Genomic DNA, 25,814 nt, shown 5'->3' with positions numbered 1-25,814 from the left:
CCGCCCGCCGGGCCCGGTGCGCCGTCAGCCCGCCTCGTGCCCCGCGCGCAGCAGGCCGTAGGTGACGGCCTGCTCCAGGGCCTGCCAGGAGGCCTCGATGATGTTCTCGTCGACGCCCACGGTCGCCCACTCGGCGGTCGCGTCGCTGGAGGTGATCAGCACGCGCGTGATCGCGTCGGTGCCGTGCGTGCCCTCCAGGATCCGCACCTTGAAGTCGATCAGCTCGACCCCGGCCAGCTCCGGGTAGAGCCGCTCCAGTCCCGCCCGCACCGCCCGGTCCAGCGCGTTGACCGGGCCGTTGCCCTCCCCGGTGGCGACGATCCGCTCGCCCTTGGCGTGCAGCTTGACCGTGGCCTCGCTGACCAGCTCGCCGCCGCGCGTGCGCTCCACGATGACCCGCCAGGACTCGACCGCGAAGTGCCGGCGCCGCTCGCCCGCCACGGTGTCGCGGAGCAGCAGCTCGAAGGAGGCGTCGGCCGCCTCGAACGTGTAGCCCCGCGACTCCAGCTCCTTGACCCGGTCCACCAGGTCGCGCGAGGTCTCGGGCGACAGCTCGTAGCCCAGCTCGCGGCCCTTGAGCTCGACCGAGGCGCGCCCGGCCATGTCGGAGACGAGCATCCGCATGTCGTTGCCGACCTGCGCCGGGTCGATGTGCTGGTAGAGGTTGGGGTCGACCTTGATCGCGCTGGCGTGCAGCCCGGCCTTGTGCGCGAAGGCGGAGACCCCGACGTAGGGCGCGTGGGAGTTCGGGGTGACGTTGGTCACCTCGGTGATCGCGTGCGCGATGCGGGTCATGTCGGCCAGCGCCTCTCTCGGCACGAGGTCGAAGCCCCGCTTGAGCTGGAGGTTGGCCACCACGGTGAACAGGTTGGCGTTGCCGGAGCGCTCGCCGTACCCGTTGGCGCAGCCCTGCACGTGGGTGGCGCCGGCCTTGACCGCGGCCAGCGTGTTGGCCACCGCGCAGCCGGTGTCGTCGTGGCAGTGGATGCCGACGCGGGCGCCGGTGCCGACCGCCTCGTGGACGACCTCGGCGAGCTCGTCGGGGAGCATGCCGCCGTTGGTGTCGCAGAGCGCGATCACCGACGCGCCCGCCTCCGCCGCGGTCCGCAGGACCTCCAGTGCGTAGGCCGGGTTGGACTTGTAGCCGTCGAAGAAGTGCTCGGCGTCGAGGAAGACCCGCTGGCCCTCCGCCCGCAGGTGGGAGACCGTGTCGCGGATCATCGCGAGGTTCTCCTCCAGGGTCGTGCGCAGGGCCAGCTCCACGTGCCGGTCGTGACTCTTGGCGACGAGGGTCACGACCGGCGCGCCGGATTCGCGCAGTGCGGCGACCAGTGGGTCGTCGGCCGCCTTCACCCCGGCCCGGCGGGTCGCGCCGAACGCGGCGAGCTGCGCGTGCTTCAGGTCGAGCTCGGTCCGAGCCCGCCGGAAGAATTCGGTGTCCTTGGGGTTCGCGCCGGGCCAGCCGCCCTCGATGAACCCGACGCCCAGGCCGTCCAGGTGCCGCGCGATGGCCAGCTTGTCGGCCACCGTCAGGTTGAGGCCCTCCTGCTGCGCCCCGTCGCGGAGCGTCGTGTCGTAGACGTGGAAGCGGTCGTCGGTCATTGAGGATCTCCTTCGCGGTGCGGTGGTCGCCGCGCGCCCGTCCGGCCCCGGAAAGCAAAAAGACCCCTCACGGACGTGAGAGGTCTGCGCGCTGGCGGTGTCCCTTTTCAGCCAGCGCGCCTGCCGATAATGAGCAGACCGTAGAACATGATGCTCCGAAGTCTGCCACACGCGGCCACCATCTGACACATTGATCTCGGGATACGAGACGTACGGCCCGGCGCCGCGAGAGGGACCCCGGCCGGGGAGATCGACTCCGACCGGCGAGAATGGCCGGATGAAGGCGACTTATCTCGAACCGGCCGTCGGGCAGTATCTGCTCGCGCACACCGCCCGGCCCGACGAGCTGCTGGACGCCCTGGCCCTGGAGACGCGCGAGCTCATGGGCGAGCGGGCGAACATGCAGATCGCCCCCGACCAGGGCCGCTTCCTCACCATGATCGCCCAGATCTCCGCCGCCCGGAACGCCGTGGAGGTCGGCACCTTCACCGGCTACTCCTCCGTCTGCCTGGCCCGCGGCCTGGCCCCCGGCGGCCGGCTGACCTGCTTCGACGCCAGCGAGGAGTGGACCGCGGTGGCCCGCCGCTACTGGGAGAAGGCCGGGGTCGCCGACCGCGTCGAGCTGCGGCTCGGCCCGGCCGAGGTGCGGCTGCGCGAGCTGACCGGCGGTCCGCCCGTCGACCTGGCCTTCATCGACGCCGACAAGCCCGGCTACCCGGCCTACTACGGGATCCTGATGTCCGTCCTGGCCCCGGGCGGGGTGATCCTCGTCGACAACACCCTGTGGGACGGCCGGGTCGCCCACCCCAAGGAGCGCGACGAGACCACCCAGGTGATGCGCGAGTTCAACGACATGGTCATGGCCGACCCCCGGACCACCTCGATCATGCTCCCCATGGCCGACGGCCTGACCATGATTCGAAAGCACTGACGAGAAGTTTCCCCGGCCTTCGGATGGGCGGCAGACTTTGCCGTTACTTTATGCAGCGTGTCAAACACATTGCGTCCGCCCATCAGGAGGGGATGATGGACCCATGGCCAAAGTCCTGCGCGAACATACCGCCTCACCACGGAGAGAGCACACCGTCACACCGGAGAGATACGCACGCGCCGAACTGGAGCGCCTCTACCGGGAGGACTGCGAACGACACCATGACCGGAAGGTCGAAATCATCAACGGCCGGATCGTGGTGAGGGAGTTGCCCACATCCGGTCACGCAGACATCATTTACCAGCTGACGATTCAGCTCATCCCCCTACTGACCAAGCGAGGGTGGAAGATCTGGCAGGACATCAAGATCTTCCTTCATCCTCAGCTGGATCGCTACCGGCCGGACATCACCGTCGTCCCGCCCGGTCCGAAGATGTGGGACGACGAGAACGTGTGGGGCAACGAGACCCTTCTCGTCGTCGAGGTCGTCTCTCCCAGCAGCGTCGAAGACGACCACGTGACGAAGCCGAGAAACTGCGCGCTTGCGGGCGTTCCCCTCTATCTCGTCATCGATCCCTTCAAGCGCGTTACCCGGCTGCTCAGCCACCCCAGTCAAACGGGGTACCGGCAACGACTCGAAATACCGATCGGCGGACTGCTGGAGTTGCCCGCGCCGTGGAACTTCACGATCGACACGGGCACGCTGATCGAGGAGTAGGACCGCTGCATGGAGAAGCCCGGGTGGGACGGTGGGAACAGGCGCGCTCCTCTGCGAGGTGGGCCGACCCGTCAACGGGCCGGCCCGCGACCGTCCATCGGACGCGGTCCGGAACCCGGGCGGGCCCAGACCATATCCTGATGGGTTCCTGACCCGGCCCCGATGGTTCTGGACCGAGAACGCCGGTCAGCAGATCTTGTGGACCCAGCCGTGCACGTCGGAGCGGGTGCCGTACTGGATGCCGGTGAGCTCCTCGCGGATGCGGCGGGTGACCGGGCCGGGGGTGCCGTCGCCGACCGTCCAGGCGCGGTCGGCGCCCTTGACCGAGCCGACCGGGGTGACGACCGCCGCGGTGCCGCAGGCGAAGACCTCGGTGAGCTCGCCGGACTCGCAGCCCGCCTGCCACTCCTCGATCGAGATGCGGCCCTCCTCGGCGGTGAGGCCGAGGCTGCCGGCCAGGGTGAGGATCGAGTCGCGGGTGATGCCCGGCAGCAGCGTGCCGGTGAGCGCCGGGGTCAGCAGGCGGTCGCCGTAGACGAAGAACAGGTTCATCCCGCCCATCTCCTCGACGTAGCGGTGCTCGTTCGCGTCCAGCCAGACCACCTGGTCGCAGCCCTGCTCGACGGCCTGGCGCTGGGCCACGAAGGCCGCCGCGTAGTTGCCGCCGCACTTGGCGAAGCCGGTGCCGCCCGGGGCCGCGCGGGTGTACTCCGTGGAGAGCCAGACCGAGACCGCCTTGCTGGCGCCGAAGTAGGCCGCGGCCGGGGAGGCGATCACCATGAACTTGTAGTTCCTCGACGGGTAGTTCACGCCGAGTGCGGGCTGCGTGGCGATCATGAAGGGCCGCAGGTAGAGGCTGTGCCCCTCGGTCGTCGGCACCCACTCGCGGTCGGTCTGGACGAGTAGCTCCAGCGACTCGACGAACGTCTCCTCGGGCAGCTCGGGCATGGCCATGCGCAGCGCGGAGGTGTTGAAGCGGGCCGCGTTGGCGTACGGCCGGAAGGAGACGATCGCCCCGCTGCTCGGCTGCCGGTAGGCCTTGAGCCCCTCGAAGAGCTCCTGGGCGTAGTGGAAGACCGAGGTCGCCGGGTCCAGGGTCAGCGGGCCGTACGGCATGAGCCGCGCGTCGTGCCAGCCCTCGCCCTCGGTGTAGTCGATCGAGATCATGTGGTCGGTGAAGACCTGCCCGAACCCGGGACTCTCCATTACCCGCTCCCGCTCTGCCGCGGTGCGCGCGTGGTCGGAGAGCTGCACGTCGAAGCCGAGCTTCTGAGCGGTGGTCATGACGGAGATCCTTCTCTTTGTGGCGGGTCTACCCTTTAGTCCATTCTGCGACGGACCGGGTAACGGGAAACTACTGCATTCCGACCGGTGATCGGCAGGAGGCGGGACCGGCGGAAGGGGCCGCGGACGCGAAGACGCGCCCGGCGGCTCGCTGGGAGCCGCCGGGCGCGTCTGGGGTCGGGGTGGGCGGCTTCCTCAGCCGGCTACTCGGGCGGTGATGTCGTCACCGATCTCCTGGGTGGTCCGGCCGCTCCAGCCGGTCAGCCGCTCGACCAGGTCGTCGGCGACGGCCTGCTCGACCCGGGCGGACTCCTCGGCCAGGCCCAGGTGGTCCAGGAGCATGGCGACCGACAGGATCGTGGCGGTGGGGTCGGCCTTGCTCTGCCCGGCGATGTCGGGGGCGCTGCCGTGGACCGGCTCGAACATGCTCGGCGCGGTGCGCTCGGGGTTGATGTTGCCGCTGGCCGCCAGGCCGATGCCGCCGGCGATCGCCGCGCCGATGTCGGTGATGATGTCGCCGAAGAGGTTGTCGGTGACGATCACGTCGAACCGCTGCGGCTGGCTGACGAAGAACATCGAGGCCGCGTCGATGTGGCAGTAGTCGGTCTCGACGTCGGGGTATTCCAGGCTGACGCGGTCGACGGTGCGGGCCCACAGGTCGCCCGCGTAGGTCAGCACGTTGGTCTTGTGGACCAGCGTCAGCTTCCTACGGGGGCGGGAGAGCGCCTTGTCGAAGGCGTAGCGGACGACGCGCTCGACCCCGTGGGCGGTGTTCACCGACTCCTGGGTGGCGATCTCGTGCGGCGTGCCGCGGCGCAGCACGCCGCCGGCCCCGGCGTACAGCCCCTCGGTGCCCTCCCGCACGACGATCATGTCGATCTCCTCGGGGCGGACCCCGCCCAGCGGGGTCTCCACGCCGGGGAAGAGCTTGACCGGGCGGAGGTTCACGTAGTGGTCGAGGTCGAAGCGGAGCCGGAGCAGCAGGTCGCGCTCCAGGATGCCCGGGGGCACGCTGGGGTCGCCGATCGCGCCGAGCAGGATCGCGTCGTATCCGCGCAGCTCGTCCAGGACCGTGTCCGGGAGGGTCTCACCGGTCTCGTGGTAGCGCTTGGCGCCGAGGTCGTAGGTGGTGGTCTCCACCTTCCCCCCGACCGCTTCGAGGACCTTCAGGCCTTCGGTGACGACTTCGGTCCCGATCCCGTCACCCGGGATGACCGCCAGGCGGATGTTACGCGAATCCATGAGGGCACCTTACCGGTCCGTCCCGGTCCTCGGACAACGGTCTCACCAATCGGACACTTCGTGCGTCCCGGGTGGATCGGGGCGAGCGGGGCGGCGCACCGGCGTCCGCCGTCCGGCCGGGGGTTCGGTATGCCCGCCGTCCGGCCGGGGGTTCGGTATGCCCGCCGTCCGGCTAGCGGTTCGGCGCGCCGCCGTTGTCGCGGCGGTCCAGCGCCGCCTGGAGGGCCTCGGCGGCCTCCTCCTTGGCGTCCTCGGGACGGTTCCAGGGATACATGTCGTACATGGCGACTCTCATCTCGGTCGTACGGAAAGCGGCACGGGACCAGGGGAGGGGTCCGGAGGTGCCGATCGCGGCCCCGGACCGGGCCTGGGGTCGCGGGTCCGGATCGCGGACCGGCGACGAGGGGCCGGTCACCGGAGAGGCGCCACCGCGGCGCGGCGGGCCGCCGGCCTGCCCCTCAGGCCCCGCCGTGACAGGTGAGGACGACGGGAACCTGGTGTATTTCATCCCAGACTACCTGGTCATCGCGGTGCCGTCTCGCCCGCCGTACGGACTTCCCGCATGCTGAGACGGCCGCCGCCCCTCGGACGAGGGACGGCGGCCGTCTCGGAGAGCGTCGCCGCGGGTGCGGTCCGCCGGTCGCCGCGGGCGGGGGCCGCTAGTCGGCCAGGTCGACCGTGCGGCCGCCCTCGGCACCGATCTCGGCGACGATCTGCTCGACGACGTCGGCCGGGATGGCGGTGTCGACGGTCAGCGCGATGAGCGCCTTGCCGCCCTTGGCGTGCCGGGCCACCTGCATGGAGGCGATGTTGATGCCGTGGTCGCCCAGGATGCGGCCGACGACGCCGACGACGCCGGGACGGTCGGAGTAGGTGAAGAACGACAGGTGGTCGGTCGGCTCGATCTCGATCTGGTAGCCGTTGACCTCGACGATCTTCGTGATCTGCCGCGGGCCGGACAGGGTGCCCGAGACCGAGACCGTCCGGCCGTCGGCCAGGACGCCGCGGACGGTCACCACGTTGCGCCAGTCGGGGCTCTCGGCGCTGGTGACCAGCTCCACCGTCACGCCGCGGTCCTTGGCCAGGAGCGGGGCGTTGACGTAGGTGACGGAGTCCTCGACCACGTCGGTGAAGACGCCCTTGAGGGCGGCCAGCTCCAGCACCCGGACGTCCTGGGAGGCGATCTCGCCGCGGACCTCGACGTCGAGCCTGGTGGCGACCTCGCCGGCCAGGGCGGTGAACACGCGGCCGAGCTTCTCGGCCAGCGGCAGGCCCGGCTTGACGTCCTCGGCGACGGCGCCGCCCTGGACGTTGACCGCGTCCGGCACGAACTCGCCGGCCAGGGCCAGCTTCACGCTCCGCGCGACCTGGGTGCCGGCCTTCTCCTGGGCCTCGTGGGTGGAGGCGCCCAGGTGCGGGGTGACGACGACCTGGTCCAGCTCGAACAGCGGGCTGTCGGTGACGGGCTCCTTGGGGAACACGTCGATGCCGGCGCCGGCGACCCGGCCCTCCTTGATCGCGGAGTACAGGGCGCCCTCGTCGATGATGCCGCCGCGGGCCACGTTGATCAGGCGGACCGACGGCTTGACCAGGTGCAGCTCCTTGTCACCGATGAGGCCGACCGTCTCCTTGGACTTCGGCAGGTGCACGGTGATGAAGTCGGCCTCGCGCAGGGCCTCCTCCAGCGAGACCAGGCGCACGCCCATCTGCGCGGCGCGGGCCGGCTGCAGGTAGGGGTCGTAGGCGATCAGCTCGACGCCGAACGGCTGCAGGCGCTGGGCGACCAGCTGGCCGATCTTGCCGAGGCCGAGGATCGCGACGACCTTCTCGTCGAGCTCCACGCCGGTGTACTTCGAGCGCTTCCACTCGCCGCCCTTGAGCGCGGAGTGCGCCTGGGCGACGTTGCGGGCGGAGGCGAGGATCAGCGCGACGGTGTGCTCGGCGGCGCTGGTGATGTTGGAGGTCGGCGCGTTGACGACCATGACGCCGGCCTTGGTCGCGGCCTCCACGTCCACGTTGTCCAGGCCGACGCCCGCGCGGGCGACGACGCGGAGCCGGGGCGCGTTCGCGATGGCTTCGGCGTCCACCTGGGTGGCGCTGCGCACGATGAGCGCGTCCACGTCGGCGAGGGCGGGCAGGAACTGGGCGCGGTCGGCGCCGTCGGTGTGACGGACCTCGAAGTCCGCGCCCAGGACCGCGAGACCGGCCTCGGAGAGTTCCTCTGCGACCAGTACGACGGGCTTGTTCACTGGTGGTTCCTTACGAGACGGGGAGGGCTGCACCGGATCTCACGCAGTCTATCGACGCTTGTGAACGTGTTCACGAGTGTCCCGCGATCCGAGACGGAGATCACCCCCGGCCTGCGGGCGGAGACTGGTACCCAATCCCCCCGAATCTCATGCACAGAACCTTCAACTTGGTATTGCTGCGATAAATCTTCACGATTACCCTCATAAGCCGTGGTCCTCTACCTATCGTTCGTCATATGAGCATCGGCAACCCCGCTCTCGGCGATGTGCTCGCGCAGCACGGCGGCCCGCACCGGCTGCTGGCCGCGCTTGCCGAAGGGGGGCTCCTCGTCGCCGTGCGACCGGACCGCTCCGTCGTCCTCGGGACGACGCAGACCGGTGACCGGGTGCTGCTCGGATACACCTCCGCGGGCACCTACGCACGGCACGGCGGCAGCCACTCCCTGTCGGACTGCGACGCCGACACCATCCTCGACATCCAGCGCGTCACGGGCGTGCGCGAGATCGTGATCGACGCCGCCGGGCCCACGGCCGCGGCCGTGCCGATCGAGGACCTCCTGCGGTACCTGCGCTCCACCCGCACCGGTCCCGCGCCGGCGCTGTCGGGCACGACCCCGACCGCCTACGCGACCGGGGCGATGGCGACGGTCAGCCGCGCCTCGGCGGTGAGCTCGGCAGGTCCGGCCGGTCCGGTGGGTTCGGCGGCTCCGCTGGCCCCGATGAGCCCGCTGGCCGCGCCCACCACCCCGCTCTCGTCGGGCCCTCCGGCTCCGCCGAGCCGGCCGCTCCCGCCGGTCCGGCCGATGACCGCCCCGGTGCCCGCGGCCTCCGCCCAGCCGTGGATCCCCGCGCCGCGCCCCCACCTGTCGGGGCCGATGCAGATGGTCGACCCCGGCTACAAGCGGTGCGCCCACCCGATCCTGCCCGCGCTGCGCGTGGCGATCTCCCAGCTGCTCGCCGACTTCCCGCTCATCCACCACGTGTGGATCTCCGAGGCCCGGACCGCCTCGGGGGCTCCCGGGATCATGCTCCACGTCAAGGTGCACATGTCCGCGGCCGAGGACGTGGTGCGCGACCTGCACCGCATGGTGCGGGCCCGGCTGCCCCAGCTGGCGGCGAGCGACGCGCCGATCCTCATGGCGCGGGTCGCCGACGCGCGCAGCGAGCAGCGCATGATCGAGGTCGGCGCCCACGTGGTCTGCGCCGACGTACGGGACTGACCGCGGCCTCCACGGGTCTCCGTGACGCCCCGGGGCGCCTTCGGCGGTTCTCCGGGGCTCTCCGGGGTGGGGAACGCGGTGGGCCTGCGCGTCCGCGTGGCGGGTCGACGTGCCGTGCTTCGCGGCGTACGTCCCGGACGCTCCCGGACCGCCGCTGACGGCTCCGGCCTGCGGGGTTCTGGTAACCATGCCCTTGCGGGTCTGGCCGTTCAGCGGCCCGGCGGGCGCCGCGCGCTCCCCGGCCGGCCAGGCCGCCGTCCCCGCGGTGGTCAGCTTCACCGCGGCGCCGACGACCTGCAAGCACCGGCTCGCGGAGGTTCAGCAGAGATGACCCGTTCCAACCCGATCCATCAGCTGCGCTATGCCGTACGGCATCCGGACCGGATCGTCCCGCACGTGCGGAGGCTGGCCCGGGACACCTGGTTCCGGCTGCGCACCAGCGACCACGTCAGCTACTACCGGGCCGTGATGAAGTCGGACACGGCGCGCAACCCCGAGGCGGCGGTGGGCAGCAAGTCGCACGAGCGCTGGCTCGCCCTCGGCCGGATGCAGTTCGACTACCTGGTCGGGCACGGCCTGCGCCCCGGGCACCGGATGCTGGAGATCGGCTGCGGCAACCTGCGCGCCGGCCGCCTGTTCATCGACTACCTCGACACCGGCGGCTACTACGGCCTCGACATCTCCCCCGACATCCTCGTCGCCGCCCAGAGGACCCTCACCGAGTACGGCCTGCGCGACAAGCTCCCGCACCTGACCCCGGTCCGGGACCTGAAACTGGAGTTCCTGCCCGACGCGCACTTCGACGTGGTCCACGCGCACAGCGTCTTCTCCCACTCGCCGCTGCACGTGATCGAGGAGTGCTTCGCCCACGTGGGCCGCGTCATGCGCCCCGGCGGCTGGTTCGACTTCACCTTCGACCGGACCGAGGGCCGCGAGCACCAGGTGCTGCGCGAGGACTTCTACTACCGGACCGAGACGCTGGTGAACCTGGCCGCCCGGTACGGCCTGACGGCCAAGTTCATGGACGACTGGGAGGAGCTCCCGCACAAGCAGTCCAAGATCCGCATCACGCTGCCGTAGGCCGTGCCGCCCGGCGCCGCCCGGCGCCCTGCGCCGTACCGCCCGGTCCTCCCCGGCGCTCCGGGAGAGGACCGGGCCGGGGTCAGGCAATCCGGCGGGTGAGCGTCACCTTCGTCCGGGCGGACAGCGCCGCGATGAGCGCCGCCGCCAGCGACAGGCCCAGGCCCACCGCTAGGAACACCGGCCACGGCACGGCGAGGACCGCTTCCGATCTCTCGACCGGTACCCCGTTGAGCCCACCTCGAGCCACCGGCCCATCAGATCATCCCGAGGGGACCGTCGCCTTCAGGCGAGGAGGGAATCGGGAGTGGGAGGGCCGCCGAGGCCCGAGCGTGCCCTGACCTGTCAGGTCCGCGCATCATGGATGTCCTTCCCGGCTTTGCCGGTGCTAGCCGATGTCGTGGCGTTACCGTTACCGGACGTGATGGGAGGTGGGTGTGCGCAGGTCGTACACGTTCCTGCTGCGCCCCACCGCCAAGCAGGCCGCCGCGCTCACCGCGTGCCTGGAGGACCACCGGCAGCTCTACACCGCCGCCCTGGAGCACCGCCGCACCGCCTACGCCAAAGCGGGCGTGAGCATCCGCTACGGCGACCAGTCGGCCGAGCTGAAGCACATCCACGCCGCTGACCCCGGCGGGCAGGGCCGCTGGAGCTTCTCTTCCCAGCAGGCCACCCTGCGACGGCTCGACAAGGCGTTCGCCGCGTTCTTCACGCGCGTCAAGGCCGGGCGCACGCCGGGCTTCCCCCGGTTCAAGGGCCGCGGCCGGTTCGACACCGTCATCTGGCCCAAGGACGGCGACGGCTGCCGGTGGGACTCCCAACCGCAGCACCCGACCGCGACCTACGTGCGGTTGCAGGGCGTCGGGCACGTCCGCGTCCACCGGCACCGGCTTGTGCAGGGCCAGGTCAAGACGATCAGCGTCAAGCGGGAGGGCTCCCGCTGGTACGTGATCCTGTCGTGCGACGACGTGCCCGCCCAGCCCCTGCCCGCCACCGGAGCCGCCGCCGGGATCGACCTGGGGGTGGCCTCCCTGGTGACCACCTCCGGCGGCGGGCACATCGGCAACCCGCGTCACCTGGCCGCCTCCGCCGACCGCCTGGCGGCGGCGCAGCGCGACCTCGCCCGCAAGAAGCGCGGCTCCGTGCGCCGCCGCAAGGCCGTCGCCCGGGTCGCGGCGCTGCACGCCACGGTGCGGCGGCAGCGCCTGGACCACGCCCACAAGGCCGCGAACGCTCTGGTGGCCGCCTACGACGTGATCGTGCACGAGGCGCTGAAGGTCGCGAACATGACCCGCAGCGCGTCCGGCACGCTCGACGCGCCTGGCCGGGGCGTCGCGGCCAAGTCCGGGCTCAACCGTTCGATTCTGGATGCGGGTTGGGGGGTGTTCCTGATGATCCTCGCGTACAAGGCTGAAAGCGCCGGTCGAGAGCTGATCGCGGTGAACCCCGCCGACACCTCCCGCACGTGCTCGCGCTGCGGGCACGTGGCGAAGGAGAACCGCCTCACCCAGGCCGCATTCGCCTGTACGGCGTGCGGGCATGAAGCGCACGCCGACGTGAACGCGGCGGTCAACATCTTGAGGGCAGGGCTTGCCCTTCGTGAGGCTGCGCAAGCGGCTTAGCGAGAAGCCGCTCCCTCCAGGGAGCGGAGGAGTCACCACCGCGACCAGCTCTCCGGCGGCGACGTCCAGGCTCACCCCGCGCAGCGCGTGCACGGCCTGCGGGCCGTCGCCGTGGACACGGGTCACGTCCGCGAGCCGTACGACCGGGTCGAAACTCATCAGAACTCCTCATCTGGGGAGGGACCGGATCCCGGCTCCGGGGAGCGGGGGGCCTCCGGCGTGCGGGGGGAGGCCGCGAGCACGGCCTCGCAGTGGTCGAGCCAGCGCTGCTCCGCCTCGGCCTGGAAGACCATCGAGTCGAGCACCAGCCGCTGCGCCGGGCCCTCGGCGCCCGCCATGGCCCGGGTGAGCTCCTGCAGCGCGCGCATGGTCGCGGTGCGCTGGGCCCGGATCACCGGGCGCGGGTCGGCGCCGGCCGCGACCGCCATGGCCAGCTTGACGACCAGTTCGTCCCGGGGCCGGTCGGACCGGGCGACGGGGGTGCTGAGCCATCGCTCCATCTCGGCCCGACCGGCCTCGGTGATCGTGTAGACGACCCGGCCCTGGACGTCCTGCTCGCCGGGGGCGACCAGGCCGTCGCGTTCCAGGCGCGAGAGCGTCGTGTAGACCTGGCCGATGTTGAGCGGCCAGATCGCCCCCGTCGACGCCTCGAACTCGGAACGCAACTGGTAGCCGTAGCGGGGCCCCTGGCTCAGCAGGGCGAGCAGCCCTTGTCGGATCGCCATGGATACCGAGTATGCATACTCGGTATGGTCACGGCAACCGGGGGTGGGGATCCGCATATTCTGGACAGGAATCGGGGTTGGGACCGATACTCGGGGGATGAGCTCGACGCATCCCCCGGCCCGCGCATCCGACGGGGACCGCGATCGTGCGATCAACGAGCTCCGGGACCGCGCCGTCGAGGGGCGACTTTCGCACGACACGTTCCTCGGACGCGTCGACATGGCCCTGCGCGCCCGCAACCAGGGCGAGCTGGAGAACCTGGTCGCCGACCTGCCGCAGCGCGGCCGGTTCCGCCGCATGGTGACGGAGGTCGTCTCGTCGATCTCCGACTTCACCACCCGGGTGGAGTCCGCCTGGCGCCGGCCCCGGCTGCCCAAACTGGCCCTGCCCGGTGACGCCCGCAACCGCTACGTGGTGGGCCGGGGTTCGGCCTGCGACCTGGTCCTGGCCGACCTGACGGTCTCCCGGATCCACGCCGAGCTCCGCCGGGACGAGGAGGACTGGATCCTCGTCGACCTCGGCTCGCTCAACGGCACCCGGCTGAACGACTGGCGGCTGGTCGGTCCGGCGCGGGTCCGGCCGGGCGACGTGATCTCCTTCGGCGACTGCGCCTTCGTGGTGGTCACACCCCAGCCGACCTGAGCTCCTGCTCCGTGAGGAGATAGCGCGTCGTCAGCAGCACCGCGATCCCGGCGAAGAGGGCGGGGACCAGCGTGCCGCCGTACAGCACGGCCCGGACCGCCGCCGCGGGCTGCTCCACCGCCGCGCCCGAGCCGGACTCCACGAAGCCCGCCACGCCCAGCAGCCAGCCGAGCACCAGCGCGCCGAACGCGAAGACCACCGTCTCGGCCGCCGTCCACAGGCCGGTGAACACCCCGGCCCGGTTCCTGCCGGTGACCGCCGCGTCGTGGACGATCACGTCGGAGAGCATCGAGAACTGCAGCAGTTGCAGGCCCGCGTAGCCGACGCCGACGACCAGCACGCACGCGTGCGCGTAGACCGGCCCGAGCTCCTCCGTCAGCGCCATCGCGGCCGCCCCGGCGGCGAACAGCGACGAGGCCCCGAGCATCGCCCCGCGCTTGTCGTAGCGCCGCGACAGGGCGACCCAGCCCGGCATCGTCACCAGCAGCGGCCCGACGATGCACAGCAGCAGGGTGCTGGTCGCCCCGGGGTCGCCCAGCGTGTAGGTCGCGAAGTACGGCGCGCCCGCGAGCAGCGTCCCGGCGGCGAACATCTGGGCGCAGCTCAGCCCGAGCAGCAGCAGGAACGGCCGGTTCGTGCGGGCCGCGGCGAACTGCGCCCGCAGCGACGGCTCGGCCTCGGCCCGGACCACGACCGGGGCGCGGGCCGTGCCGAAGAACGCGGCCAGCATCGACACGAGCAGCACCGCGGCGACGACCATCCCCATGAGCCGGTAGCCGGACACCTCGGTGCCCGCGATCGCGGGCGCGACGGAACCGGACAGCAGGATCGCCAGGCCGATGAAGACCATCTTCCACTGCAGGATCGCCGAGCGTTCGTGGTAGTCGCCGGTCATCTCGGCCGGCATCGCCTTGTAGGGGACCTCGTAGAAGGCGTAGGCCGTGGCGGTGAGCAGATAGCAGACCGCCACGTACGCCGCGGCGGGCAGGCCGGTGAGCGGCGGGCCCGCGAACGTCGCGGCGAACGCCGGGGGCAGGGTGAGCGCGCCCAGCAGCATCCAGGGACGGCGGGCGCCGAAGCGGGAGACCGTCCGGTCGGAGCGCTGGCCCACCCAGGGGTTGACCACGACGTCCCAGACCTTGGGGAGGAAGGCCACCAGGCCCGCGATCCAGGCGGGTACGGCCAGCACGTTGGTCATGTAGAACAGCAGCAGCAGGCCCGGGACGGTGCCGAAGGTGGCGGTGCAGACCGAGCCGACGCCGTAGCCGAGCCGTACGCCGCGGGGGACGGTGGGAACGCTGGCGCCGGGCGCCGGTGTGATCATTGCCACATTGAACCTCACCAAGTGTCCGCTTGGTAGACCCATGCGTCCGCCGCTCCGCGGCGGGCGGCCGCGCACTCCTCCTGTCCGAAATATCCATAGAGGCGAATAACTGCCGTCTACATGCCTTTTTGTCCGAAATTTCGCTATGAGTGGCGTTCATTGGCGGCGGAATGCGGAATTTATCCAGGTCAGACCATCTCAAGGATGGAGGAACCGACATGCGCAGACCGCTAGGAGCACTCGTGTGCCTCGGCGCCGTGACGGCCCTGAGCAACCCGGCCGTCGCCGCCCCCGCGGTCGAGCCGACCGCCACCCCCACCGCGACGAGCGGCGTGGCGGCGACCCCCGAGGAGGACGAGGTGGTACGGCTGACGAACCTCCAGCGCCAGAAGGGCGGCTGCCGAGCCCTCGTCAACAACCCGTACCTCCGCACGGCCGCCTACCGCCACTCGCTCGACATGGCCACCCAGAACTACTTCAGCCACACCTCCAAGGACGGCCGGACGGCCGGCGACCGCATCAGGGCGGCCGGCTACACCGGGGCCCGGCGCTGGGCGGAGAACATCGCCTGGGGCCAGCAGACGCCGTCCGCGGTGGTCACGGCCTGGATGAACAGCCCCGGACACCGGGCCAACATCATGAACTGCGCCTACGCCGACATCGGGGTGGGCCTGGCCAAGAACAGCAGCGGCAGGCCGTACTGGACGCAGAACTTCGCCGCCAAGCAGTGATCCCGCGGCGGCCCGCGGCGCACAGCGATCCACGACGTACGGCGACCGCGCGGTGACGATAAGGCGATCCGGAGGCGCACCCGTCCTCCGGAGACGCCCCGCCGAGACGTGCGGCCCTCCCGGCGGAGGCCTGCCGGGAGGGCCGCACGTCCTCTTGCCGGCTCCCACATCCCCAAGATTTTTTCCCGACACTTCACGATCTTTACGGACGTGTCCGGAACCGGAATATGCCTGGTCGAAATCGGTCCAACGGCGTTCCGTGACGCGTCAGCCATCCCTTCGGTTTACCTGAGCCTCAGATTTTTGTCCGAAATTTCGTGACAAGACATGTCTGTGGGGACCAGAATGCGGACCCATCCAGCGTCCACCCATCTGGAGGAACCCACATGCGCAGACCGCTCGGAGCACTGATGTGCCTCGGAAGTCTGGCGGCCCTGAGCACTCCCGCCGTCGCGGCCCACGCCGCGGCAGGCCCGGGGGACATGTGCGGCGTGTCGGTGAGCGCCCCCTATGTCACGCCCGCCGGGAAGATCGAGGCGTCCGCGGCCCGCGCCGGCTGCGAGAACACCTCTCTGGTCCGGCTCCGCATCAAGCGCGCCCAGCCCGGTCCCGACCGGACCGTCAAGAGCGGGTCCCAGCGCGGGATCGTCAACGGCCGGCTCAGCGTCAGCCTGGACTGCAGCAAGGCCGTCCGCACGTACTACGCCGAGGTCGTCGACTACCGGGGCAACCAGGCCCGGTCCCTGCCGATCCGGCTGTCCTGCTCCCTCCCGGGCTTCCCGTCCCCCACGGCCACCGCGGTGCCGAGCGCCACGCCCACCACCCCGGCCCCGCCGAGCGGCACCCCCACGGCCAAGCCGACCACCCCCGCTCCGCCGACCGCCAAGCCCACCACCCCCGCTCCGCCGAGCGGCACCCCCACGGCCAAGCCGACCACCCCGGCCCCGCCGACCGCCAAGCCCACCACCCCCGCTCCGCCGAGCAGCAACCCAGGCAACCCCGGCACGCCCGGCAGCGTGGGCACGGCCGAGGAGAACGAGGTCGTGCGCCTGACCAACGTCGAGCGGGCCAAGGGCGGCTGCGCCCCCCTCAAGCACGATCCGCAGCTGCGCCAGTCCTCCTACGGCCACTCCGCCGACATGGCGGCCAAGGGCTACTTCGACCACAAGTCCCAGGACGGCCGCTCCTTCATGGACCGCATCCGCGGGGCCGGCTTCACCGGGGGCAGGGCCTTCGCGGAGAACATCGCCTGGGGCTACCCGAACCCGGCCGCCGTGGTCAACGGCTGGATGAACAGCTCCGGCCACAAGGCCAACATCATGAACTGCGACTACAACCTCATCGGCGTCGGCGCGGCCAAGAACGCGCAGGGCCAGATCTACTGGACCCAGAACTTCGCCGCCAAGTAGGACCCCGGACGGCTGAGGGGTCTCCTCGCCGCTCCCCCGCGTGCCCTGCGGGTCCTCCTGCCCGTCGCCGCCGGCGGTCGCGGCGGGCGGAAGGACCCGCAGGGCGCTCCCGGCCGACCCCCCACCGGGAGAACACGACGCCCCCGCGACGGTCATCCGTCGCGGGGGCGTCGCCGTACGGGGCCTCCCCGTACGGCCATCACCGGAAGCGTGCCCGGGACGGGCCTACTTGTCCTTGAGCCAGCTCATCATCGGGCGGAGCTTGGCGCCGGTCTTCTCGATCGGGTGCTCGGCCAGCTCCTCGCGGTAGGCGGTGAAGCGCTTCTGGCCGCCGTCGAACTCGTCGACGAGCTCCTTGGCGAACTCGCCGGACTGGATCTCCGCCAGGATGCGCTGCATCTCCTTCTTCGTCTCCGGCGTCACGACGCGCGGGCCGCGGGAGTAGCCGCCGTACTCGGCGGTGTCGGAGACCGACCAGTACATCTTGTGGATGCCGCCCTCGTACATGAGGTCGACGATCAGCTTCATCTCGTGCAGGCACTCGAAGTAGGCGACCTCGGGCTGGTAGCCGGCCTCGATCAGGGTCTCGAAACCGGCCTTGATCAGCTCGGAGACGCCGCCGCACAGCACGGCCTGCTCGCCGAAGAGGTCGGTCTCGGTCTCCTCGGTGAAGGTGGTCTTCAGCGCGCCCGCCCGGGTGCCGCCGATGCCCTTGGCGTACGACAGGACCAGCGGCCAGGCGTTGCCGGTGGCGTCCTTCTCTACGGCGACGAGGCACGGCACGCCGCGGCCCGCGGCGTACTGGCGGCGGACGAGGTGGCCGGGGCCCTTGGGGGCGACCATCGCGACGTCGACGCCCTCGGGCGCCTCGATGAGGCCGTAGCGGATGTTCAGGCCGTGGCCGAAGAAGAGCGCGTCGCCCTGCTGCAGGTTCGGCAGGATGTCCTGCGCGTACAGGTGGCGCTGGATGTGGTCCGGCGCGAGGATCATGATCAGGTCGGCCTCGGCGGCCGCCTCCGCCGGGGTCAGCACGCGCAGGCCGTCGGCCTCGGCCTTCTCCCTGCTCTTGGAGCCCTCGGGCAGGCCGACGCGGACGTCCACCCCGGAGTCCCGCAGGGAGAGCGCGTGGGCGTGGCCCTGGCTGCCGTACCCGATGACGGCCACGACGCGGCCCTGGATGATCGACAGGTCGGCCTGGTCGTCGTAGAAGATCTCAGTCACTTACTTGAACCTTTCAGGGTTTTGTACGGCTCTGCTCGCGGTCGGGCTTCCCGCCTCGCGCGCGTCTCGGCCGTCCGGATCCGCTCCGGGCGGCCGCTCCGCTCGCTCGGCGATCCGCCCGCTACGCGGTCCGGTCCAGGGCCCGGAGGGAGCGGTCGGTGATGGAACGGGCGCCGCGGCCGATGGCCACCATGCCCGACTGGACGAGTTCCTTGATGCCGAACGGCTCCAGGACCTTGATGAAGGCCTCCAGCTTGTCCGGCGTCCCGGTGACCTCGATGGTCACCGCGTCGGAGGCGACGTCGACGCAGCGCGCGCGGAACAGGTTGACCAGTTCCAGCACGTTCGAGCGGGTCTCGGCGTCGGCCCGCACCTTGATCAGCATGAGTTCGCGCTGGACCGACTGGCCCGGGTCGAGCTCCACGATCTTCAGCACGTTGATCAGCTTGTTGAGCTGCTTGGTGACCTGCTCCAGGGGCAGTTCCTCGACGTTGACCACGATGGTCATCCGCGAGATGTCCGCGTGCTCGGTCGGCCCGACCGCCAGCGAGTCGATGTTGAACCCGCGGCGGCTGAACAGCGCCGCGACGCGCGCGAGCACGCCGGGCTTGTTCTCCACCAGGACGGAGAGCGTGTGCCTGCTCATGGGTTCCTACTCCTCGCTGTCCCAGACCGGCGCCATGTCGCGCGCGAACTTGATGTCGTCGTTGCTGGTCCCGGCGGCGACCATCGGCCAGACCATCGCGTCCTGGTGGACGACGAAGTCGATCACCACCGGCACGTCGTTGATCTCCATCGCCTTCTCGATGGTCGCGTCCACGTCCTCGGGACGCTCGCAGCGCAGGCCCACACAACCGTACGCTTCCGCGAGCTTGACGAAGTCGGGGATCCGGCGGACCGTCTGCAGGTCGGTGTTGGAGTAGCGCTCGTTGTAGAAGAGCGTCTGCCACTGGCGGACCATGCCGAGGTTGCCGTTGTTGATCACCGCGATCTTGATCGGCACGCCCTCGATGGTGCAGGTGGCCAGCTCCTGGTTGGTCATCTGGAAGCAGCCGTCGCCGTCGATGGCCCAGACGGTGGCGTCGGGGCGGCCCATCTTGGCGCCCATCGCGGCCGGGACCGCGAAGCCCATGGTCCCGGCGCCGCCGGAGTTGATGAACGTGCCCGGCTTCTCGTAGCCGATGAACTGCGCGGCCCACATCTGGTGCTGGCCGACGCCCGCGGTGTAGATCGCGTCCGGGCCGACGAGCGCGCTCAGCCGCTCCATGACGTACTGCGGGGCCAGGGAGCCGTCCTCGAACTCGGTGTAGCCGAGCGGGTAGGTCTTCTTGTAGGTGCCGAGGGCCGTCCACCAGTCGGTGTAGTCGCCCTTCCGCTCGTCCGCGCGCACCATGGCGATCAGCTCGGTGAGGACCTCCTTGCAGTCGCCCACGATCGGGACGTCCGCGTGCCGGTTCTTGGAGATCTCGGCCGGGTCGATGTCGGCGTGGACCACCTTGGCGTACGGCGCGAAGCTGGACAGCTCGCCGGTGACCCGGTCGTCGAAGCGCACGCCCAGCCCGATGATCAGGTCGGACTTCTGCAGCGCGCCGACCGCCGACACCGAGCCGTGCATGCCGGGCATGCCCATGTGCTGCGGGTGGCTGTCGGGGAAGGTGCCGCGCGCCATCAGGGTGGTGACCACCGGGATGCCGGTCAGCTCGGCGAACTCCAGCAGCTCCGGCGAGGCGCCTGCCTTGTGCACGCCGCCGCCGACGTACAGCACCGGCCGCTTCGCCTCGGCGATCAGCTTGACCGCCTCGCGGATCTGCTTGGAGTGCGGCCGGGTCACCGGCCGGTAGCCCGGCAGCTGCATCGCCGGCGGCCAGCTCGGGAAGGTCGTCACGGCCTGGAGGGCGTCCTTGGCGATGTCCACCAGGACCGGGCCCGGGCGGCCGGTGGAGGCGATGTGGAAGGCCTCCAGGATCGTCCGCGGGATGTCGGCCGGGTCGGTGACCAGGAAGTTGTGCTTCGTGATCGGCATGGTGATGCCGGAGATGTCGGCTTCCTGGAACGCGTCGGTGCCGATCGCGGCGCTCGCCACCTGGCCGGTGATCGCGACCATCGGGACCGAGTCCATGTAGGCGTCGGCGATCGGGGTGACCAGGTTGGTCGCACCCGGGCCGCTGGTGGCCATGCACACCCCGACCCTGCCGGTGGCCTGCGCGTAGCCCTGGGCGGCGTGCCCCGCGCCCTGCTCGTGCCGTACGAGCACGTGCCGGACCTTGGTCGAGTCGTAGAGGGGATCGTAGGCGGGGAGGATCGCCCCACCCGGAATCCCGAACACGGTGTCAACCCCGACGTGCTCCAGCGCCCTCACGAGGGCCTGGGCTCCTGTCATCTGTTCGGTCATCGGCTCGTTCCTTGCGTGGCTGATGCGTGGCTGAGCTTCCTGCTGGCATAAAAAATGCCCCGTCCGCCTACGTGAGGCGGAGCCGGGGCGGCGCGCAGGTCGGAGTGCTTCGCTTAACGGCCTGCGCGCCGGCGAAGTACTACGCGAATCCCACGGTGATGCATGGCTCCACCATGACCGACGGAGCGTTCCGGCGTCAAATCCATGGAACGCAAGTCTCAGGATACGAGATGTCAGGCGGTGCCCTGCAGGCTGGAGGCGTTGGCCGGCATCAGCGAGTCGACGCCCCGGGCGGTCATCGGCCGCGCCACCAGGTATCCCTGGCCGTGCGTGCAGCCCATCTCCCGCAGCAGCTCCAGCTGCTCGGCGCGCTCGATGCCCTCGGCGACCACGGTGAGCCCGAGGTCGTGGCCGAGCCGCACGATCGTGCGGGTCAGCAGCGTCAGCGTCTCGTCCGAGCCCAGTCCCGACACGAACGACGGATCGATCTTGATCATGTCCACCGGGAGCTGCCGCAGGAACGCCAGTGAGGCGTAGCCGGTGCCGAAGTCGTCGATCGCCAGCCGGACGCCCAGGTTGCGCAGCGCCGAGAGGCGGTCGATGATCTCCTCGGCGTCCTCGACCAGCATCTCCTCGATCACTTCGAGGGTGAGCGCGCCGGGCGGCAGGCCGCTCTCGGTCAGCGCCGACTCCACCGTCTCCACGAAGCGCGGCGCGATGATCTGCCGGGCCGACAGGTTGACCGAGAGCCCGATGTCCCACGACGACGCCCGCCACGCGGCCACCTCCTGGCACGCCTGGCGCAGGATCCACTCGCTCAGCGGCACGATCAGGCCGGTGTCCTCGGCCGGTCCCAGGAACTGCTCCGGCGGCACGAACGCGCTCCCCCGCCACCAGCGCACCAGCGCCTCCACCGCGGTGACCCGCGAGGTCGCCAGGTCCACCACCGGCTGGTACTCGATCGCGAACTGGTCCTCCAGCAGCGCCCGCTGCAGGTCCGCGGCGAGCTCCAGGCGGCGGACCACGTCGGCGTGCATGTGCGCGGCGAACACCTCGACCCGGCGCCCGCCCAGCTCCTTGGCACGGGCCATCGCCACGTCGGCGTTGCGGATCAGGTCGGCCGAGGGCACGTCGTCGTCGGCGAAGGCCACTCCGACGCTCGCGGTCAGCGCGATGTCGCGGTCGGCCACCCGGAACGGCTCGGAGGAGACCGTGTGGACCAGCAGCTCGGCCAGGTCCACCGCCGTCTGCGCGTCCGCCCCGGTCTCCAGCAGCACCGCGAACTCGTCGCCGCCCCAGCGCGCCAGGGTGTCGTCGGCCCGTACGGCGGCGCGCAGCCGGCGCGCGGCCTGGCCGAGCAGGTAGTCGCCGCTGGCGTGGCCGACCGAGTCGTTGACCGAGGTGAAGCCGTCCAGGTCGAGGAAGACCACGACGGCGCGGCTCTCGCCGGGGCGGGCCAGCACCTCGCGGGTGCGCTCCTCGAAGTAGGCGCGGTTGGGCAGGCCGGTGACGCCGTCGTGGAAGGTGAGGTGGGCGACCTGGTTGCGCAGGGCCTCCTCGTCGCTGACGTCGCGGGCGGTGATCAGCAGCAGGTCCTGCCCGCGCACGTGCCGGGTGACCACCGACTCGGTCGGCCGCCAGGTGCCGTCGGCCGCCCGGACCCGGCAGGCGATCATGAACGCCTCCGGGCCCCGGACCGGCTCCTCCTCCAGGCTCATCGCGCGCAGCGCCTCCTGGATCCCGGGCAGGTCCTCCGGATGGACGTAGTCGAAGACCCCCTGCCCGGTCAGCTCGCCGGGGCGGTAGCCGTACAGGATCTCCACGCCGGCGCCGACCTCGTGCATCACGCCGTCGTAGTCGCACAGCAGGACCACGTCGCCGGTGCTCTCCGCCAGGTCGCGCAGCTGCCGCTCGCCGAGGTCGACCAGGACCCGCGCGCGGCCGATCTCCGCCAGCGCCCCCGACAGCCGGACCAGCAGGACGACCACGACCGACGCCGAGACGACCGCCAGGACCTGCACCGGTCCCTGCGCGCCGCCCCTGAGCACCCGGAGGAGCACGACCGCCGTGGCGGCGGCGACCAGCAGCAGCGGCAACGCCGCGACCAGCGGCGAGGCGGGCCGCGGCACGGGCCGCTCCCCGCCGTCCTCCGGCGCGCGCCCGCTCCAGGGGACCGCGGCGAGCAGCAGGAACGCCATCGGGGCGGGCCACACCCAGGGCATGGGCGGGGTCTCCCCGGCGAGCCGGGTCACCGCGGTGGCCGTCTCCGCGACGGTGATCGCCGCGAGCACGGCGAGCGCCGCCAGGCCCACCGGCCAGGCCGACCGGCGGACCGGCACCACCGCCGGGCCGACGACGCAGGTCAGCAGCAGGCAGAGCAGCGGCGGGGCGAAGTTGACCGCGAAGTCGCCCGCTCCGGCCGCCTCCCGGTAGACCGGGCCCAGCACGAGCACCCAGGCGATCACCAGGAGGGAGGCCGCGCAGACGTAGGCGTCGGACAGGTCCCGCATGAACGCCCTGCCGTACGCGGGCCGGGCCGCGGACAGGCCCGTGCCCACCGCCAGCATCGCCGTACCGGCCAGCAGCACCAGGTCGGCGAAGTTCACCGCGAACGGCGTGCCGTCCGCGAACGGCCGGACGGCGGTCCCGGCCAGCCAGGTCATCGACCCCGCCGCGAGCCAGCGCCAGGCGAGCGCCCTGCGGCGGCCCGCCACCCGGGAGGCCGCGGCCAGCAGTGACACCGCGGCGATCCCCGCCGTCACGGCACCCGCCACCGCACCCGCGGCCACGGCCTGGACGCCGCTGACGAGAGCGGCTACGAACCCCGTCACGCCGACCGCGGCGGCGGCCAGCAGAGGTGTCCGGGGATCACGCCAGCGGATCAATGTCGTCTGCCCATCCAGTGTCGATTCGTCCCGCTCGCGCGGCGTCCCTCTGTCCGTCGCGCTCACGGTGCCCCTCGGGCACGTCGTCCTGTGCTCTCCGTGTCCTGCGAAGTCCCCGGAAGAGCACAGGGCCAGTGTGTGCTCTCCGTTGAGCGCCGGAGGTGACAACACCGCAGTCGTCACCGTTCTGATAACCATGCGAGCGATCAGTGCCGCAGGAGACCACGATATCCACCGAAGGTCACGGAGCAGCCACGGTCCGGATTCCTTTTCTCCCCGGCCTTTCTGTGTCAGTAAGATCCGGTAATGACGTTCTTGAGCGGCTCACCTGCGAGGTAACGCAGGAGCTGGGAGCGGAGCAGGCGCAAGGTGCGCCGCGCCGAGGCCGGGGTGCTGCCCGCGACGTGCGGGGTGAGGAAGACCCCGGGGGCCGTCCACAGCGGGTGGCCGGGCGGCAGCGGCTCGGGTTCGGTCACGTCGAGCGCGGCCAGGATCCGCCCCTTCTCCAGCTCGGCCACCAGCGCACCGGTGTCCACCACCCCTCCCCGGGCCGCGTTCACCAGCAGCGCGCCGTCCCTCATCGCACCCAGGAACGCCGCGTCGACCAGTCCGGCGGTGTCGGGCGTGGCCGGGACCAGCAGCACCACCACGTCCGCCCGGGGCAGCAGCACGGGCAATTCGTCCTGCCCGTGCACGCCCGCCCGCGCGGTCCTGGCCACCCGGACCACCTCCACCTCGAACCCGGCCAGCCGCCGCTCCAGGGCCTCGCCGATCGAGCCGTATCCCACGATCAGCACGGTCGAGTCGGCCAGCACACCCGTGTGGCGGTAGGTCCACTCCCCCCGCTCCTGGGCCCGGACGAAGCCGGGGAACCCCCGCAGCACCGCGATCATCGCGCCGACCGCCCACTCCGCGGTGCCCGCGTCGTGCACGCCCCGCGCGTTGCAGAGCGTCACCCCCTCCGGCAGGTGCGGACGGTACGGCTCCACCCCCGCGGTGACGGTCTGCAGCAACCGCAGGGAGGGCATCCGGCCCAGCAGCTCCGCGACCCCCTCCACCGTGACCAGCGGCGGAATCCAGACCTCGACCTCGTCCACCCCCGCGGGCGCCGGCCCGCGGCCGTCGTAGACGGTGCACTCCACGTCGGGCAGATCGCTCAGGACATCGGCGGCGGCCTCGGAGGGAACCCAGATCTTCATGGCATGGATTATCGCCGTCCGCGCTCGCGCGCCCTTCCGCGGCACCGGTCGTGTATGGATAGAGGGACGGACGAGACGGGAGAGCCCCATGACCGGCATGACCCCATACGGCGCGGGCCGCACGCGCTGGGCGGCCCTCCTGATCGCGGCGTCCGCCGTGCTGGCGGGCGGGTGCTCGGAGGCCCCGGCCCCCGCCGCCTCCCAGCCGACCCGGCCCTCCCCGCCGCCGGGGACCTCCCCGGCGGCGACCTCCCCTGCCGAGGAGCCCGGACCGGCCGCCGAGCCGCGCGTCCTGGCGGAAGACCTCGCCGTGCCCTGGGGGATCGCGTTCCTGCCCGGCGGCGACGCGCTGGTGACCGAGCGGGACACCGCCCGGCTGCTCCGGGTGACGGCGGCCGGGAAGGTCTCCGAGGTCGCGCGGATCGACGGCGTCCGGCCGGACGGCGAGGGCGGCCTGATGGGCGTCGCGGTCTCCCCCTCGTTCGAGCGGGACCGGCACGTCTTCCTCTACTACACCGCCGCCTCGGACAACCGGATCGTGCGCTACCGCTACGACCGCGTCCTGACCGGTGCCACGGTCGTCCTCGACGGCATCCCGAAGGGCGCCATCCACAACGGCGGCCGCCTGGCCTTCGGGCCCGACGGCCATCTGTACGCCTCCACCGGGGAGGTCGGCGACCGTTCCCTCGCCCAGGACCGGGACTCCCTCGCCGGCAAGATCCTGCGCATGACCCCGGACGGCAGGCCCGCCCCCGGCAACCCGTTCTCCAGCGTGGTCTGGAGCTACGGCCACCGCAACGTCCAGGGTCTGGCCTGGGACCCGTCGGGGCGGATGTACGCCAGCGAGTTCGGCCAGAACTCCTCCGACGAGCTCAACCTGATCACCAAGGGCGGCAACTACGGCTGGCCCGAGGTGGAGGGCACCGGCGGCGGCTCCCGCTTCATCGACCCGATCGCCACCTGGAGCACCGACGAGGCCTCCCCCTCCGGCCTGGCCTACGCCGACGGCTCCCTCTGGATGGCCGCCCTGCGCGGCGCCCGGCTCTGGCGCGTCCCGCTCACCGCGGACGGCGGCGCCGGCGAGCCCGTCCCGCTCTTCGCCGACCGGTACGGCCGGCTCCGCGCGGTCGCCGCCGCGCCCGGCGGCTCCCTGTGGTTCGGCACCAGCAACAAGGACGGCCGCGGCTCCCCCGCCGCAGGCGACGACCGCCTCTTCACGCTCGCCCCTTGACCCTCAGTACGGCTCCGGCCGGGTCTTGCCTGTGTGGTGGTCCGGCCGGGTCCGTGTTCTGTGTGGTGGTCGGGGTGGGTGCGCACTGCGGCGGGCCGGTGGTCCT

22 protein-coding genes are annotated in these 25,814 nt (G+C 71.4%); 10 read left to right on the top strand and 12 right to left on the bottom strand.

All coding sequences use genetic code 11. From position 1 onward, the window contains the following. Nucleotides 1-24: 24 nt before the first annotated feature. A complete protein-coding gene (cimA, locus tag IEZ06_RS22380; protein WP_189238663.1) occupies nt 25-1,602 on the bottom strand; it encodes a citramalate synthase in 1,578 nt (525 codons plus the stop codon). 277 nt (nt 1,603-1,879) lie between these two features. Here cimA and IEZ06_RS22375 point away from each other — a divergent pair, with 277 nt between their 5' ends. Then, nucleotides 1,880-2,533, top strand: a complete 654-nt coding sequence (locus IEZ06_RS22375; protein WP_189238662.1) for an O-methyltransferase — start codon at nt 1,880-1,882, stop codon at nt 2,531-2,533. 103 nt (nt 2,534-2,636) lie between these two features. Beyond that, on the top strand, nt 2,637-3,251 hold the full coding sequence (locus tag IEZ06_RS22370; protein ID WP_189238661.1) for a Uma2 family endonuclease: 615 nt from the start codon (nt 2,637-2,639) through the stop codon (nt 3,249-3,251). A 186-nt stretch (nt 3,252-3,437) separates the two neighbouring features. Here IEZ06_RS22370 and IEZ06_RS22365 read toward each other — a convergent pair whose 3' ends face one another. The 3 genes from IEZ06_RS22365 to serA all read right to left on the bottom strand — a co-directional run bounded on the left by IEZ06_RS22365 (nt 3,438) and on the right by serA (nt 8,026). Continuing rightward, nucleotides 3,438-4,535 carry a branched-chain amino acid aminotransferase gene (locus IEZ06_RS22365; protein WP_189238660.1) on the bottom strand — a complete coding sequence of 366 codons (1,098 nt, stop codon included), beginning with the start codon at nt 4,533-4,535 and terminating at the stop codon, nt 3,438-3,440. Between the two features lie 195 nt (nt 4,536-4,730). Next, nucleotides 4,731-5,777, bottom strand: a complete 1,047-nt coding sequence (locus IEZ06_RS22360) for a 3-isopropylmalate dehydrogenase (RefSeq protein WP_189238659.1) — start codon at nt 5,775-5,777, stop codon at nt 4,731-4,733. A gap of 659 nt (nt 5,778-6,436) precedes the next feature. Then, nucleotides 6,437-8,026: a phosphoglycerate dehydrogenase gene (gene serA / locus IEZ06_RS22355; RefSeq protein ID WP_189238658.1), complete on the bottom strand. Its 1,590-nt coding sequence runs from the start codon at nt 8,024-8,026 to the stop codon at nt 6,437-6,439. A 236-nt stretch (nt 8,027-8,262) separates the two neighbouring features. On the opposite strand from serA, the gene IEZ06_RS22350 reads away from it, so the two are divergent. The 3 genes from IEZ06_RS22350 (at nt 8,263) to IEZ06_RS22340 (ending at nt 10,326) form a co-directional block, all read left to right on the top strand. Then, nucleotides 8,263-9,246: a hypothetical protein gene (locus IEZ06_RS22350; protein WP_189238657.1), complete on the top strand. Its 984-nt coding sequence runs from the start codon at nt 8,263-8,265 to the stop codon at nt 9,244-9,246. A gap of 187 nt (nt 9,247-9,433) precedes the next feature. Continuing rightward, on the top strand, nt 9,434-9,577 hold the full coding sequence (locus tag IEZ06_RS22345; RefSeq protein WP_189238656.1) for a hypothetical protein: 144 nt from the start codon (nt 9,434-9,436) through the stop codon (nt 9,575-9,577). Then, nucleotides 9,574-10,326: a class I SAM-dependent methyltransferase gene (locus tag IEZ06_RS22340; RefSeq protein WP_189238655.1), complete on the top strand. Its 753-nt coding sequence runs from the start codon at nt 9,574-9,576 to the stop codon at nt 10,324-10,326. Before IEZ06_RS22345 ends, IEZ06_RS22340 begins: the two co-directional genes overlap by 4 nt. Before the next feature lie 82 nt (nt 10,327-10,408). Here IEZ06_RS22340 and IEZ06_RS22335 read toward each other — a convergent pair whose 3' ends face one another. Then, a complete protein-coding gene (locus tag IEZ06_RS22335) occupies nt 10,409-10,576 on the bottom strand; it encodes a hypothetical protein (RefSeq protein WP_189238654.1) in 168 nt (55 codons plus the stop codon). 187 nt (nt 10,577-10,763) lie between these two features. Between IEZ06_RS22335 and IEZ06_RS22330 the strand changes: the two genes are divergently transcribed. Then, a complete protein-coding gene (locus tag IEZ06_RS22330) occupies nt 10,764-11,948 on the top strand; it encodes an RNA-guided endonuclease InsQ/TnpB family protein (RefSeq protein WP_229798560.1) in 1,185 nt (394 codons plus the stop codon). A 158-nt stretch (nt 11,949-12,106) separates the two neighbouring features. Here the strand turns inward: IEZ06_RS22330 and IEZ06_RS22325 are convergent, their stop codons facing one another. After that, nucleotides 12,107-12,673 carry a PadR family transcriptional regulator gene (locus IEZ06_RS22325; RefSeq protein WP_189238652.1) on the bottom strand — a complete coding sequence of 189 codons (567 nt, stop codon included), beginning with the start codon at nt 12,671-12,673 and terminating at the stop codon, nt 12,107-12,109. Nucleotides 12,674-12,770: 97 nt separating this feature from the next. Here IEZ06_RS22325 and IEZ06_RS22320 point away from each other — a divergent pair, with 97 nt between their 5' ends. Beyond that, nucleotides 12,771-13,316, top strand: coding sequence for an FHA domain-containing protein (locus IEZ06_RS22320; protein ID WP_068897612.1), 546 nt, complete (start codon nt 12,771-12,773; stop codon nt 13,314-13,316). Here IEZ06_RS22320 and IEZ06_RS22315 read toward each other — a convergent pair. Next, nucleotides 13,297-14,640, bottom strand: a complete 1,344-nt coding sequence (locus IEZ06_RS22315) for an MFS transporter (RefSeq protein WP_189238651.1) — start codon at nt 14,638-14,640, stop codon at nt 13,297-13,299. The two genes, IEZ06_RS22320 and IEZ06_RS22315, sit on opposite strands and share 20 nt — an antisense overlap. A gap of 218 nt (nt 14,641-14,858) precedes the next feature. Between IEZ06_RS22315 and IEZ06_RS22310 the strand changes: the two genes are divergently transcribed. Both IEZ06_RS22310 and IEZ06_RS22305 read left to right on the top strand, forming a co-directional pair. After that, on the top strand, nt 14,859-15,371 hold the full coding sequence (locus tag IEZ06_RS22310) for a CAP domain-containing protein (RefSeq protein ID WP_203872384.1): 513 nt from the start codon (nt 14,859-14,861) through the stop codon (nt 15,369-15,371). Between the two features lie 410 nt (nt 15,372-15,781). After that, the gene (locus IEZ06_RS22305) at nt 15,782-16,780 is read left to right on the top strand and encodes a CAP domain-containing protein (RefSeq protein WP_229798558.1); all 999 of its coding nucleotides are present in this window, start codon (nt 15,782-15,784) and stop codon (nt 16,778-16,780) included. Nucleotides 16,781-17,005: 225 nt separating this feature from the next. On the opposite strand, the gene ilvC is transcribed toward IEZ06_RS22305, so the two are convergent. From ilvC to IEZ06_RS22280, 5 genes are all read right to left on the bottom strand, one after another. After that, nucleotides 17,006-17,992, bottom strand: a complete 987-nt coding sequence (ilvC, locus tag IEZ06_RS22300) for a ketol-acid reductoisomerase (RefSeq protein WP_068897808.1) — start codon at nt 17,990-17,992, stop codon at nt 17,006-17,008. A gap of 130 nt (nt 17,993-18,122) precedes the next feature. Continuing rightward, complete coding sequence (gene ilvN / locus IEZ06_RS22295; protein ID WP_068897615.1) at nt 18,123-18,647, bottom strand: acetolactate synthase small subunit; 525 nt, start codon at nt 18,645-18,647, stop codon at nt 18,123-18,125. 6 nt (nt 18,648-18,653) lie between these two features. Beyond that, a complete protein-coding gene (locus IEZ06_RS22290) occupies nt 18,654-20,615 on the bottom strand; it encodes an acetolactate synthase large subunit (protein WP_268245621.1) in 1,962 nt (653 codons plus the stop codon). Between the two features lie 11 nt (nt 20,616-20,626). Beyond that, the gene (locus IEZ06_RS22285) at nt 20,627-23,224 is read right to left on the bottom strand and encodes a putative bifunctional diguanylate cyclase/phosphodiesterase (RefSeq protein WP_189238727.1); all 2,598 of its coding nucleotides are present in this window, start codon (nt 23,222-23,224) and stop codon (nt 20,627-20,629) included. A gap of 344 nt (nt 23,225-23,568) precedes the next feature. Next, a complete protein-coding gene (locus tag IEZ06_RS22280) occupies nt 23,569-24,477 on the bottom strand; it encodes a 2-hydroxyacid dehydrogenase (RefSeq protein WP_189238648.1) in 909 nt (302 codons plus the stop codon). A 97-nt stretch (nt 24,478-24,574) separates the two neighbouring features. Here IEZ06_RS22280 and IEZ06_RS22275 point away from each other — a divergent pair, with 97 nt between their 5' ends. Then, nucleotides 24,575-25,708: a PQQ-dependent sugar dehydrogenase gene (locus IEZ06_RS22275; protein ID WP_189238647.1), complete on the top strand. Its 1,134-nt coding sequence runs from the start codon at nt 24,575-24,577 to the stop codon at nt 25,706-25,708. The last annotated feature ends 106 nt before the right edge of the window (nt 25,709-25,814 follow it).

Origin of the sequence: Planomonospora antibiotica (assembly GCF_014647955.1) — a bacterium.
Lineage (GTDB): Bacteria > Actinomycetota > Actinomycetes > Streptosporangiales > Streptosporangiaceae > Planomonospora > Planomonospora parontospora.
This window is presented reverse-complemented; position numbering and strand designations above follow the sequence as displayed.